Source organism: Actinoplanes sp. TFC3 (assembly GCF_001553785.1).
Classification (GTDB): domain Bacteria; phylum Actinomycetota; class Actinomycetes; order Mycobacteriales; family Micromonosporaceae; genus Actinoplanes.
The window spans coordinates 502,319-514,659 of sequence record NZ_LOJP01000001.1 but is presented as its reverse complement, the minus strand read 5'-3'; the positions used below and the strand labels follow the sequence as shown (position 1 = coordinate 514,659).

At 72.1% G+C, this 12,341-nt stretch carries 15 protein-coding genes; 9 read left to right on the top strand and 6 right to left on the bottom strand.

The annotated features are described in order from the left end of the window. Nucleotide 1: 1 nt before the first annotated feature. On the bottom strand, nt 2-1,705 hold the full coding sequence (locus TFC3_RS02345; protein ID WP_067505794.1) for a DEAD/DEAH box helicase: 1,704 nt from the start codon (nt 1,703-1,705) through the stop codon (nt 2-4). Between the two features lie 22 nt (nt 1,706-1,727). Then, complete coding sequence (locus TFC3_RS02340; protein WP_067494940.1) at nt 1,728-2,015, bottom strand: hypothetical protein; 288 nt, start codon at nt 2,013-2,015, stop codon at nt 1,728-1,730. Nucleotides 2,016-2,074: 59 nt separating this feature from the next. On the opposite strand from TFC3_RS02340, the gene TFC3_RS37720 reads away from it, so the two are divergent. Continuing rightward, on the top strand, nt 2,075-2,236 hold the full coding sequence (locus TFC3_RS37720) for a hypothetical protein (RefSeq protein ID WP_161952516.1): 162 nt from the start codon (nt 2,075-2,077) through the stop codon (nt 2,234-2,236). Between the two features lie 202 nt (nt 2,237-2,438). Continuing rightward, on the top strand, nt 2,439-3,296 hold the full coding sequence (gene mtnP, locus TFC3_RS02335) for an S-methyl-5'-thioadenosine phosphorylase (protein ID WP_067494937.1): 858 nt from the start codon (nt 2,439-2,441) through the stop codon (nt 3,294-3,296). Nucleotides 3,297-3,368: 72 nt separating this feature from the next. Here the strand turns inward: mtnP and TFC3_RS02330 are convergent, their stop codons facing one another. The 4 genes from TFC3_RS02330 to TFC3_RS02315 are packed head-to-tail and all read right to left on the bottom strand — an operon-like array spanning nt 3,369 to nt 7,400. Beyond that, nucleotides 3,369-4,379, bottom strand: a complete 1,011-nt coding sequence (locus TFC3_RS02330) for a sensor histidine kinase KdpD (protein WP_067494934.1) — start codon at nt 4,377-4,379, stop codon at nt 3,369-3,371. Then, nucleotides 4,376-5,059 (bottom strand): response regulator transcription factor, encoded by a 684-nt coding sequence (locus TFC3_RS02325; RefSeq protein ID WP_067494931.1) that lies wholly within the window; start codon nt 5,057-5,059, stop codon nt 4,376-4,378. The genes TFC3_RS02330 and TFC3_RS02325 overlap by 4 nt, the downstream gene beginning before the upstream one ends. A gap of 56 nt (nt 5,060-5,115) precedes the next feature. Next, nucleotides 5,116-6,399, bottom strand: a complete 1,284-nt coding sequence (locus tag TFC3_RS02320) for a hypothetical protein (protein WP_067494921.1) — start codon at nt 6,397-6,399, stop codon at nt 5,116-5,118. Beyond that, entirely contained in the window at nt 6,396-7,400 is a 1,005-nt protein-coding gene (locus TFC3_RS02315) for an NAD(P)-dependent oxidoreductase (RefSeq protein WP_067494918.1), read from the bottom strand. The genes TFC3_RS02320 and TFC3_RS02315 overlap by 4 nt, the downstream gene beginning before the upstream one ends. Before the next feature lie 116 nt (nt 7,401-7,516). On the opposite strand from TFC3_RS02315, the gene TFC3_RS02310 reads away from it, so the two are divergent. From TFC3_RS02310 to TFC3_RS02280, 7 genes are all read left to right on the top strand, one after another. Continuing rightward, a complete protein-coding gene (locus tag TFC3_RS02310; RefSeq protein WP_067505788.1) occupies nt 7,517-8,176 on the top strand; it encodes a glycosyltransferase family 2 protein in 660 nt (219 codons plus the stop codon). Continuing rightward, nucleotides 8,173-8,793: a TIGR04282 family arsenosugar biosynthesis glycosyltransferase gene (locus TFC3_RS02305; RefSeq protein ID WP_067494915.1), complete on the top strand. Its 621-nt coding sequence runs from the start codon at nt 8,173-8,175 to the stop codon at nt 8,791-8,793. The genes TFC3_RS02310 and TFC3_RS02305 overlap by 4 nt, the downstream gene beginning before the upstream one ends. Beyond that, entirely contained in the window at nt 8,790-9,440 is a 651-nt protein-coding gene (locus tag TFC3_RS02300) for a bifunctional 2-polyprenyl-6-hydroxyphenol methylase/3-demethylubiquinol 3-O-methyltransferase UbiG (protein WP_067505791.1), read from the top strand. Before TFC3_RS02305 ends, TFC3_RS02300 begins: the two co-directional genes overlap by 4 nt. After that, nucleotides 9,413-10,594, top strand: a complete 1,182-nt coding sequence (locus TFC3_RS02295) for a molybdopterin-dependent oxidoreductase (protein WP_082771820.1) — start codon at nt 9,413-9,415, stop codon at nt 10,592-10,594. The genes TFC3_RS02300 and TFC3_RS02295 overlap by 28 nt, the downstream gene beginning before the upstream one ends. Then, a complete protein-coding gene (locus tag TFC3_RS02290) occupies nt 10,591-10,866 on the top strand; it encodes a hypothetical protein (protein WP_153040066.1) in 276 nt (91 codons plus the stop codon). The genes TFC3_RS02295 and TFC3_RS02290 overlap by 4 nt, the downstream gene beginning before the upstream one ends. A gap of 213 nt (nt 10,867-11,079) precedes the next feature. Beyond that, nucleotides 11,080-11,601, top strand: a complete 522-nt coding sequence (locus TFC3_RS02285; protein WP_067494909.1) for a DUF4232 domain-containing protein — start codon at nt 11,080-11,082, stop codon at nt 11,599-11,601. 77 nt (nt 11,602-11,678) lie between these two features. After that, nucleotides 11,679-12,320, top strand: coding sequence for a GntR family transcriptional regulator (locus tag TFC3_RS02280; RefSeq protein ID WP_067494907.1), 642 nt, complete (start codon nt 11,679-11,681; stop codon nt 12,318-12,320). Nucleotides 12,321-12,341 lie beyond the last annotated feature (21 nt).

Here is a 12,341-nt window from a genome sequence, read left to right as displayed (position 1 = left end):
GTCAGTGCATGGGACGTTCACGGCGGACAGTGGCCTTGCGGCCCCGGATGGTGGCGCGGCGCAGCGCAGCGATCACCATGTCGGCGGCCGGTTCGGGAACCTCGACCAGGGTGTAGCGATCGGCGATCTGGATGGCCCCGATGTCGCGGGCGGACAGACCCGACTCGCCGGCAATGGCGCCGACCATGTCCTGCGGGCGCAGGCCGTTGCGCTTGCCGATGCCCAGGAACAGCCGGGCCGAGCCGGCTCGGGCGGGTCGCCCGCGTACCGGGCCACCGCGGTGATCGTCCTTGCGCGAGTCGTCCCAGCGGCGGCCCTGGTCGCGGTTCTTGTCGCGATTTCCCCGGGCAACCGACGGGATCTCCACGTCGTCACCGTCGCCGCCGGAAGCCTCGTGCAACATCTTGATCGCGGCCAGCGCCACGGTTTCCAGGTCGCGTTCCTCGGTGAGCCGGGCCAGGATGCCCCGGAACCGGTCGAGGTCGTCGTCGGCGACCTTCTCCTCGATCGACGCGCGGGTCAGCTCCAACCGGCGCGTGCGCAGGTCGGACACCGACGGAACGTTCTCGATCGCTATCGGCTGGCGGGTGAGCCGTTCAATGGCGGTGAGCATGCGCTGCTCACGCGGCTCGGCCAGGGTGATCGCGGAGCCTTCGCGCCCGGCGCGGCCCACCCGGCCGATGCGGTGCACGTAGGCCTCGGGGGCCGACGGCACGTTGTAGTTGACCACGTGCGTGAGCTGCTCGATGTCCAGCCCACGGGCGGCCACGTCGGTGGCGACCAGCAGCTCGGTGGTGCCCGAGCGCAGGCGTCCCATGACCCGGTCACGCTGGTCCTGGCTCAGGCCGCCGTGCAGGGCCTCGGCCCGGTAACCGCGGCCGTTGAGCACCTCGGTGAGTTCGTCGACCTCCTCCCTCGTACGGCAGAAAACGATTGCCGCGGTGGGAGCCTCGACGTCGAGCACCCGGCCCAGTGCGGCAGCCTTGTGGGTGCGCGCCACGAAGTAGACGCTCTGGCGGACCTTGGGCAGCTCGCCGGGCGGAAGCGCGGGCCGGCCCATCTGGATGCGCACGGGTTCGCGCAGGTGCTGGCGGGCGATGGCGTCGATGCGCGGCGGCATGGTGGCCGAGAACAGCACGGTCTGGCGTTCGGTGGGCGTCTGGTCGAGGATGGCCTCGATGTCCTCGGCGAAGCCCATGTCGAGCATCTCGTCGGCCTCGTCGAGCACGACGGTGCGCACCCCGGACAAGTCGATCGTGCCGCGCCCGAGGTGGTCAAGGACACGCCCGGGGGTGCCGACGACAACATCGACGCCGCGCTTGAGCGCGTGCAACGGCCGGCCGATGGGCTGCCCGCCGTACACGGGCAGGACCCGCACGCCGAGACCACGGCCGTAGCGGTGCACGGCTTGCGACACCTGCTCGGCCAGTTCACGCGTGGGCACCAGCACGAGCGCGCCGGGGCCCGCGTCGCCGGTGCCCAGGGTCAGCGAGTTGAGCAGGGGCAGCGCGAACGCGGCCGTCTTGCCGGTGCCGGTCGCGGCCTGCCCGAGCAGGTCATGACCCTCCAGCAGCGGGGGGATGGACTCGCGCTGGATCGGCGTCGGCTCCTCGTACCCCAGGTTGGACAGGGCGTCGAGCAGCTCCGGTCGCAGAGCCAGACCGGCGAAGCCCGCCGGCTCGTCCTCGTCGGGGTAGTCGGTCATCATCAGCTCCGTGTTCGCTTCGTCACTCGGCCTGGGCCACTGCATCGTCTGCATGCCCGGCTTCCTCGTCCTGATGCACCGGCGAGGTGGTGAGCAGTTCCAGCTCCCAGCGCTCGGCCAGCGTCTCGCCGTCCTCGTCCTGCTCGAGATAGCTGCGCACCCGCACACCGAGCCCCAGCTGGCTCGCGGCCCGCAGGTGCTCCACGACGTCGTCGATGCTCGTCAGGTAGTGGGTGGCGATCAGCTCGGGACCGGGCTCGATCAGCTCAGTGCCGGGCTCGATCTCAACGGCGTCCTCTACGTCAGTCACGCCGTCAAGGGTAGAGCCCCCGCCTCCGGACCCCTGCGCCCGAGCCCGGCCCGGGTGACGTGGGCGACGACATCCAGGTTCACCCTTACTGTCCGTATACCGGACCGTCTCAGCCCGGCTGCACGGTGGTGGCGGTCGTCACCGGCGATTCGCTGCCCGGCGATCTCCTGAGGCTGTTCACCCTCGTGCTCATCTCGGTGCCGGCCGGCCCTGGCCGGTGATCACCTCAGTCACCGCCCCGTGCCTGGCCTCGCCGTCCTGGCCCGTCCTACCACCGCACGAACGCTGCGCCTGCGCCACGTCACATGGCGCCGGAGCCGGTCTGGAGTTCTTACGAACCAGGGAAGCCCGACCGCCGGCCGCCGCCCGGAGCCACGCCCGCGGATAGCGTGACCGCACCAGCAGCGGCAGGCGGGAGGCGACATGACGTCCATCGGCATCATCGGCGGCAGCGGTTTGTACACCTTGGACACGATGATCGGCGCGCGGACTGTTGACGTGCCGACGCCGTACGGTGCGCCCAGTGGGCCCCTGTTTACCGGCCGGATGGCGGGTCGCGAGGTGGTTTTTCTGTCCCGGCACGGCTTCGGGCATCGTCTGCTTCCCGGCGAGGTGCCGTACCGGGCCAACATCTTTGCGCTGCGCGAACTCGGTGTCCGCCGGGTGCTGGCGATCAGCGCCGTGGGCAGCCTCACCCAGCGGCTGGCGCCCGGCACGCTTGTCGTTCCGGATCAGATCGTTGACCGTACCAAGGGGGTGCGGCCGTCGACCTTTTTCGGCGACGGCGTGGTGGGGCATGTGGCGATGGCCGAGCCCTTCTGCCAAAGCCTTCGCCAGGACCTGGTGAAGAGCGCCATGGACCCGGCGGGAGCGGATTCCCCGAGCCCCGGCGTCGTGGATGGCGGCACCTACTGCTGCATCGAGGGACCGCAGTTCTCCACCCGGGCGGAGTCGAGGCTGTACCGCTCCTGGGGCCTGGACATCATCGGTATGACAGCCATGCCCGAAGCCGCCCTGGCCCGCGAAGCCCAGCTCTGCTACGCCGGTCTCGCCCTGGTGACCGATTACGACTGCTGGCACGAGACGGCCGAGACCGTCAGCGTCGGCCTTGTTGCCGAAACCATGCGCGCCAACCTGGCCACCGCGCGCACCGTGCTCGCCGCGACAATCGCCGGCCTTGAGGTTGACGCGGACTGCTCCTGCCACCATGCGCTTGACGCAGCCGTCATGACCGACCCGGCGTTGATCCCGCCGTTCTTGCGCCGCCAGATGGCGTTCTGAACCAAGAGTGGGCAAGCAACCCGGAAAACGGACAATTCAATCGCGGCGACCGGTAACCCAGCGAAACAGGATCTAGCCGGGGAGATGGACGATGAAGCGGCACCCGGTGCCCGTGTTGCCCACGCCCACCCGGCCGCCGTGGGCTTCCACCAGGCCCCGGACGATGGCCAGGCCGAGCCCGCCCCCGCCGGTGCCGGCCGGGGCAGGGGTCCGGGAGCGTTCGCCGCGGAACGCTACGTCGAAGACGCGGGGCAGGTCGTCCTCGGGGATGCCGCCGCAGGTGTCGGACACTGCGAGCCAGGCGGCGCCGTGGTCGTGCCCGCCTTCGATGTGCACGCTGCCGTCCGGCGGGGTGTAGCGTACCGAGTTCACCAGCAGGTTGGTGAGCACCCGGGCGAGTTCGGGTTCGCTGGCCAGCACGGTCGGCCAGCCGGTCTGCGCGGCGATGACCCGGACCTGGCGGGTAGCGGCCAGCGGTGCCGTGGCGGCCAGCGCGTCGGACACGATCTCCGCGAGCGACACCCGCGACAGGGTCAGCCGCAGCGCGCCGGCGTTGATCCGGGAAAGCTCGAACAAGTCGTCCACCAGGTGGGTCATCCGGTCGGTTTCGACGCGGATGCGCCGGTGGTAATCAGCGACGGTGGCGGCGTCGGTCACCACGCTGTCCTGCAGCGCCTCGGCCATCGCGCGCAGTCCGGCCAGCGGCGTGCGCAGGTCGTGGGAGACCCAGGCGACGAGTTCGCGGCGACCGGCCTCCAGGCGGCGTTCCCGCTCGCGGGCTTCGGCGGACCAGACGGCCGCGGCGGCGAGCCGGCGGCCGAAAGCGACACCGACGACGAGGCTGACCGCTGCCGCCGCGGCGACGGTGAGCAGCACGACCTGCAGGTCGTGCGCGGACAGGAACATGGCCTGGGCCACGGTGGCGACTCCGGCCGCCACCGCGGCCACGGTCACCACGAGCAGGACGCCGACGTGCACGGCAATCGAGTGTTTGTGCAGCAGCCGCAGGACGAGGGCGCCGGCGCTGGCCACAACCGCGCCGGCCAGCAAGGCGTACATGCCGATGAGCACAAGATCCGTCATGGCTGCGCCGGCTCGTAGCGGTAGCCGACACCCCAGGCGGTGACGATGCGCGCGGGTTGCGCCGGGTCGGCCTCGATTTTTTCGCGCAGCCGCCGGACATGCACCGTGACAGTGGACTGGTCGCCGAACTCCCAGCCCCACACCCGGCTGAGCAGCTCCGCGCGCGACCACGCGCGTCCCGGGTGACGGATCAGAAAGGCGAGCAGGTCGAACTCGCGCACCGTCAGGGTCAGCGGCGCCCCGGCGAGGTGGGCGGTGCGCCGGCCGGTGTCGGCCCTGAGTTCGCCGTCGGTGAGCACGGCCGTGCTCACCGGTGCCGGGCCGCGGCGCAGCACGGATCGGATGCGTAGCACGAGTTCGCGCGGGGAGAACGGTTTGGTGACATAGTCATCCGCGCCGACCTCCAGGCCGAGCACCCGGTCGGCCTCCTCCCCCAGGGCGGTCAGCATGACCACCGGCAGCCCGGAGTCGAGCAGCCGCAGCCGGCGGCACACCTCCAGCCCGTCGAGGCCTGGCATCATCAGGTCCAGAACCACCAGGTCGGGGCGTTCGGCCGCGGCAGCCGTCAGCGCGCCGGGGCCGTCGCCGACGAGCCGGACCCGGCAGCCGTCCTGTTCGAGGTAGCGGCGGACCACGTCACTGACGGTCGGATCGTCGTCGACGACGAGGACATGGGGCACGTCACGAGGCTACCCAGCGGCTGCCGCGGGAGATCTTTCGGAATTCTTACGGCTCCTCACCACGTGGTCAGCAGCAGGTGGTTGACCAGGATGGCCACCGCGGCCTGAGCGATCAGCCAGCCGCGACGGGTGGCCGGCGCCAGCAGGGCCGCGCCGGCCAGCAGCCACACCAGGAAGGGCAGCCAGATGCGCTCGACCTCGGCTTTGCTGAAGCCCGACAGGTCGGCGAGCAGGATGGCGGTCAGTGCGGCCAGCGCCAGCAGCCCGCGCCGGGGGTTGAGCGCCGCGCGGCGCAGCATCACTGCCGACGCGGGACCAGCGCTCACCACGACGAGAGCCAGATTGGCCCAGACCCAGTAGCCGTACGGCCGCAGCCGCGCAATGCCCTGGTAGTAGCGCACGGTGACCTGCTGATACCCCTCGATCCACCAGAACCCGGCGAGCGTGAACGCCAGCACCACGATGCCGGCCCCGGCGAGCACCGGCCACGGCGGCAGTCGCCGAGCAGCGAGCAGCACCCCCAGCGCGAGCACGCCGAGCAACGTGAGACCGTACGAGAGGTAGACAGCGAAACCCAGCAGTAAGCCGGCGGCGAGTCCCGCAAGGACGGCCCGGCGGGTCACGCAGAGCGCGAGCAACGCCAAGCCGGTCGCGGCGACGCCGGTGAACAGACCGTCGGCGGACACGCCCAGCCACACCGCGCCGGGAAAGAGCACGAGGAACGGCACTGCGGTGCGGGCGTCGCTTTCGCTGCCCAACGCCCGCAGAGTCACCGGTACGGCCACAGCCGCCAGCGCCGCCACCGCCATGCACACGCACGCCGCCCACGCCCCACCGCGCAACCCGATCCGGTCGAGGCCGACGAAGACCAGGAACGCACCGGGGGGATGACCGGCGACGTGCGTGGTCCACGAATCCGGTTGGAAGTCAGCGATCCGGTTCGCGAAGCCGCGCAGCAGGGTGGGCACCGGCCCCGCGCCGGCGACCTGGCTCAGGTATTCATGGCGGGTGGTGAGCCGGCCGGCCACTCCGCGCTGCCAGCCGTCGACCAATGCCAGCGCCACGATCCAGGCGAACGCGGCGCCGTAGGTGCTCAGCAGCAGCCGGCGCCACGGCAGCGTGGCAGCGAGCCGGGGACCGTACCGGATGACCGAAGCCGCAACGATCAGCGTGAGCGGCGTGCCCGGCCCGGCGTGCGGACGCCACACCGCGGTGAACGGCGCCGCGCTGGCATGCACGGAACGCCCGCTCAGATGAAGCACGGCGGCCACCGCGGACGCGAGCGCGACCAGGGCGAGGGCGGCACCGGCGGCCGTGAGGTCGGCCCGCCGGGGCGTCATCCGCGCAGCGCCGCGTGCACGAAACCGGCCAGGCCCTCGGCCAGGCCGATGCGGGCGGTGAATCCGAGTTCGCCGGCCGCCCGCTGCGGGCAGGCGACCACATGGCGCACGTCGCCGAGCCGGAACTCGCCGGTGGTCACCGGCTGCGGGCCTCCCGAGGCGGCGGCCAGGGCCGTCGCCATCTCACCCACGGTCGCCGGAGAACCTGAGGCGATGTTGTACGCCCGCAGCCCGCCCACCCCCGACCCACTGGCCCGCACCGCAGCCACATTGGCCAGCGCCACATCGGACACATGCACGAAGTCGCGGCGCTGTCCCCCGTCCTCGAAGACCTGCGGCGCCCGTCCGGCCTGCAGCGCCGAGCGGAAGATCGCCGCCACTCCGCTGTACGGCGTGTCCCGCGGCATCCCAGGCCCGTACACGTTGTGGTAGCGCAGCGCCACCACATTGCCGCCGGTTTGCCGCGCCCACACCGCGCTCAGGTGCTCCTGCGCCACCTTGGTCGCCGCGTAGGCGCTGCGGGGGTCGAGCGGGGCGTCCTCGCTGACCGTCTCGCTCATCACCGCCGAGCCGCAGCCGGGGCACCGCGGTTCGAACCGGCCCGCAGTCAGGTCCGCGACGGTGCGTGCGGCCGAGCGGACCGGGCCGTGCGCGGGGCAGGCGTACGCACCTTCGCCGTACACCACCATGGAACTGGCCAGCACCAGGCGGGACACCCCGGCGCGGGCCATCGCCGCGAGCAGCACCGCGGTGCCCAGGTCGTTGCGGCTCACGTAGTCCGGCAGGTCGCTGAGGTCGACGCCCATGCCCACCTTCGCCGCCTGGTGCACCACCACGTCGATGCCGTCCAGCGCCGCGTCAACCGTTGCGGGGTCCCGGATGTCGGAGCACGGGTCTTCGGCGATGTCGAGCACCTTGACGTGGTGGCCGGCCCTCTGCAGCGCGGCGGTGACGTGCGAGCCGATGAAGCCGGCACCGCCGGTGACGAGTATGTGGGTCATGACGACCGACCGTAGGGGCGCCCGGGCTCCGGCGGCGCCGGCCGGCGGCAGCCGTAAGCATTCGGTAAGGCCGGATCGGGCCCCCGGCGCCCGTGCGGGCGCCTACGTTCGCCGTCATGACCGATGTGGTTCTTCCCTGTCTCAACGAGGCCGAGGCGTTGCCCGCGCTGCTCGCCCGGATGCCGGCCGGGTACCGGGTGATCATCGCGGACAACGGGTCGTCCGACGGCTCGGCTGCCATCGCCCGCAGCCTGGGCGCCCGGGTGGTCAGTGTGCCGCAGCCCGGGTATGGCGCCGCCGTGCACGCTGGCATTGTTGCCGCGGACCCGGTGGACGGCGTGGTGTGCGTGATGGATGCGGATGGCTCGTTCGATCCGGCTCAGCTGCCCCGGGTGGCCGATCCGGTACGCGCAGCAGCGGCGGACCTTGCCGTTAGCCGGCGCCGTCCGGCCGGACGCGGAGCCTGGCCGGTGCACGCTCGGGCCGGTAACGCGCTGCTCGCCCACCGGCTGCGCCGCATCACCGGGCTCGCCGTGCATGACATCGGCCCGATGCGTGCCGTCCGCCGCGACGATCTGCTCGCGCTCGGCCTGCGCGACCGCCGCTTCGGGTACCCGCTGGAGCTGCTGCTCAGCGCCGCCCGGGCCGGTTGGACGGTCACCGAGGTCGAGGTGGACTATCACCGGCGCGCGGCTGGGACACGGTCGAAGGTCACCGGCAGCGTACGCGGGACCGTGCGCGCCATCCGGGACATGCGCGGGGTGCTGGCCGGATGAGCGTTCAGCTGCTGGTGGTGGCGAAAACACCGGTGCCCGGCCGGGTCAAGACACGGTTGTGCCCGCCCTGTACGCCCGGCCAAGCCGCCCGGATCGCCGCTGCCGCCCTCGCCGACACCGTGCGAACGGTGAACGCCGCCACGGCCGCCGATCGGGTGCTGCTGATCGACGGGGACATGCCCGCGCCCCCGGGCTGGCGGCGTGTTGACCAGCGTGGTGGCACGCTGGGCAACCGGCTCGCCGCCGGGTTCACCGACAGCGCCCGGACCGGGGTGGCGAGCGTGCTGATCGGCATGGATACCCCGCAGGTCACCCCCGAGCTGCTCGAGACAGCCGCGCACCGGCTCACTCGTGGGACGGCAGACGCGGTCCTGGGCCTGGCCGAGGACGGCGGGTGGTGGCTGCTCGGGTTGCGCGATCCCGCGAGGGCGGCGGTGTTGCGGGAGGTGACGATGTCCACGGCGCAAACCGGGCAGCTCACGCTGACCGCGTTGCGAGGGCAGGGTCTGCAGGTGGCGGCAATGCCCGTGCTACGCGACGTGGACACCGCCGGCGATCTGGGCGTGGTTGCCGGGCTGTGCGCGCCCGGCAGCCGGTTCGCGGCGGTGGTTTCATGATCACGGCGCCGGGTGGGGTCTTCGACGCGGCTCTGACCCGCGCGGCCACCGGGCAACCGGCTCCGCTGATCGTGCACGACGACGTGGGCGTCGCGCACCGGCTGGACGCGGCCGATTGGTTCCGCGTCCACCTGCCCGGTGATCGCGCGCTGCTGCAGCGTTGCGCCGGTGCGACGCTCGACGTCGGCTGCGGGCCGGGCCGGCTGACCAGGGTGCTCAACCGTCTGGGGCATCCGGCGCTCGGCATCGACATCAGCGCCGAGGCCGTCCGGCTGGCCCGCTCGTGGGGCGCCACCGCGTTGCGCCGCGACGTGTTCGCCTCGCTTCCCGGCCACGGTCGCTGGCGGCATCTGCTGCTGGCCGACGGCAACATCGGCATCGGCGGCGACCCGCTGCGGCTGCTGCGCCGGTGCCGGGAGCTGCTCGGTGCCGGTGGCCGGTTGCACGCCGAGCTCGCACCGCCCGGAACCCGCAGCTGGGCCGGTGCCGCACGCATCGCCTGCGCGGGCGGCGTGGCGAGTACCGCGTTCGAGTGGGCGGTGCTGTCGATCGACGACCTGGTCGCGCCGGCCGATGCGGCCGGGCTCACGGTGCTCGACACCTGGACGGAGGGCACCCGATGGTTCGCCACGCTTGCCGCGGCCTGACCCGGATCGCCGCGTTCCTGCGCTCTGCTGTGTCGCGACCGCCGGTGGCGACGACCCGGTCGGCGCGGCTGACGAGCCTGCTCGGCGTCGCGCTCGGCACGGCGTTTCTGGTCTGCTTCCTGACCGGGCTGCTCAGCCATCTCATCCAGCATCCCCCGGCCTGGTTCTGGTGGCCCTCGCGGCCGGTTGGGCTCTACCGCCTGACCCAGGGCATGCATGTCGCCACCGGGCTGGCATGCGTTCCGCTGCTCGGCGCGAAGCTGTGGTCGGTCCACCCGCGTCTGTTCGTCTGGCCGCCGGTGCGTTCGGTCGTGCACGCAACCGAACGCGCCACCGTGGCCCTGCTGGTTGCTGCGGCGCTGTTCCAAGTGGTCAGCGGCGTGTTCAATGTCGCGCGCTGGTATCAGCCGATGCCGTTCTTCTTCACCGCCGGGCACTACTGGTCGGCCTGGCTGGCCATCGGTGCCCTGCTCATCCATCTCGGCGTGCAGCTGCCGGTGATCCGCGAGGCCCTGACCTCTGCGGCGCCGGAGGTCGCCGCGGGTACGGCGCTGAGCAGGCGGGGGTTTCTGGGCACCGTGGCGGCTGCGGCCGGCGTCGTCACCGTCGCCACGGAGGTTCAGACGGCGGCGCCGCTGGCCCCGGTGTCCCTGCTCGCCCCGCGCCGGCCCCGCAGCGGACCGCAGCGCGTGCCGGTCAACCGGACCGCCGCCGCGGCCGGGATCACCATCGCCCGGGGGCACGAGGCGTACCGGCTCATCGTGACCGGACCGGCGCGCACCCTCAGCCTGCGCCTGGCCGACCTGGAAGCCATGGCCCAGCACACCGTGGAGTTGCCGATCAGCTGTGTGGAGGGCTGGAGCTCAACGGGGCTCTGGACCGGGGTCCGGCTGCAGGTTCTGGCCGAGCTCACCGGCGCCGATCCCCGCCGGGCCGAGGCCCACGTCGAGTCGTTGCAGGCGCACGGTCGCTACCGGGCCAGCATGGTGGCACCGCCGCGTCTGCGGGACCCGCTCACGCTCATCGCTGTGCGGCTGGGCGGCGAGCCCCTGCACCCCGATCATGGCTGGCCCGCACGTTTGATCGCGCCGAATCGTCCCGGGGTGCTGCAGACCAAGTGGGTCGGCGCGATCACCATCCGGGCCGCGTCGTGAGGGCTGTGCGGCGCACCCTGATCGGGGCAGGCGCGCTGATCCTGGCGTACGCGGCCGGCGGCGCCTGGGGCGATCGCGACGTCAAGGCCGGCGTGCTGGTGTTCCTGATCGCCGTTCTGCTCGTTCACGACGGTGTGCTGTTGCCGGCCATCATTGCGGCCGGGGGCGCTGTGCGGCGTCTGTGCCCCCCGGCGCTGCGGGCGTACCTGATCGTCGTTCTGCTGCTGGGCACGGGCGTGGCCTTTGTCGGTCTGCCGATGCTGGTGCGTTGATCGACGCCTTCGCGCCGCAGGGGTCTGCGAGTCCGGGCCGGCGGTCAGGACGGTCAGCGCAATATATTGATAGTCATCAGTCTGAACCTTGTCGGAACGTCGTCAATGCGCGTCGTGGCACGAATCCGTGAGCACACCGCTGCCGCCGGGATCTAGCGTCATTGCCACGAGCGGGGCCACGGTGGCCCGGCCGGGGGCGAGGGGATCCGGGCGATGCGCGTACCAGTGCTGGCAGTGACGACGGGGCTTCTGCTGGCGGCCGGGGCAACCGTTGCCTCCGTTGCGCATGCCGCGACGGTTCCGGGCCGGTGCTCGGCGGTCGACCTCACCGTGGCGGTGCACGAGGGCGACATGTACAGCAAGGGCGCCGAGTATTTCGAGAACCTGCGCATCGAGTTGACCAACATGACCACCACGTCGTGCGTGCTCGACGGCACGCCGGCCGTCGAGCTGACCGGCCCGGCCGGCGGGTCGTTCGACCGCTCGTACTCGCTGCCGCACTCCGGCACTGCCCCGCTGCTCACCCTGACCAGCGGCACCACAGCGCCCACCACGGTTCGCGTGCACGTACTGCCCGACGCTCAGGACGCGTGGCAGCCGCAACGCATGCGCATCACGCCGCCCGGTGCGACCGGCGCGGTCACCGTCGACTGGCCGGAGGGGCTCACGATCCTTCAGGAGAAGACGGAACTCCCCGGCCTGGGTCTGCCCAACCGGGTCGAACCGGCCGCCTGATCACCGCCGGCCAGGGCTACTCCTGAGCAGCGCCACCGCCGAGTAAGCATAATCGATTATCCCGGTACGATGGGCCGGTGACCCCTCAGCCGTCCGAGCGTGTGTACGCCGCCCTGCGATCAGCCGTGCTGCACGGTGACTTCGCGCCGCAGCAACCGCTCAAACCGCAGGAACTCGCCACCACCCACGGCGTCAGCCTGGCCGTGGCCCGCGAAGCACTGCTGCGGCTGGTCGGCGAGGGCCTGGCCGAGCGGCTGCCCAACCGCGGGTTCGCCGTACCCGCCACCGGCGCCGAGCGCTGGCAGCAACTCGCCGAGGCCCGCGCCACCATCGAGCCCGCCGCGCTGCGCCTGGCGATCGAGCGCGGTGACCTGGAGTGGGAGACCCGGGTGCGGGCGGCCCAGCATCGCCTGGCCGGCACCCCGGTGTACGAACGCGACGGCGACCGCCACTTCAGCGACGCTTGGTCGCAGGCTCACCGCGGATTCCACCGCACACTGCTGGAAGCCTGCGGCAACGATGTCCTGCTCGACACCTTCGACCGGCTCTGGACCGCCAGCGAACTCGCCCGGCGCTGGTCGGTGGTCAGCAGCCCGGGGCGCGACGGCAGCGCCGAGCATCGCGCGCTGGAAGAAGCCGCCCTGGCCCGCGACGCCGACCGGGCCGCCGCCCTGCTGCACCACCACGTCAGCCGCACAGCCGCCGCCCTCACCGAGTAACGAAGCTCAGCGGGTCACGGT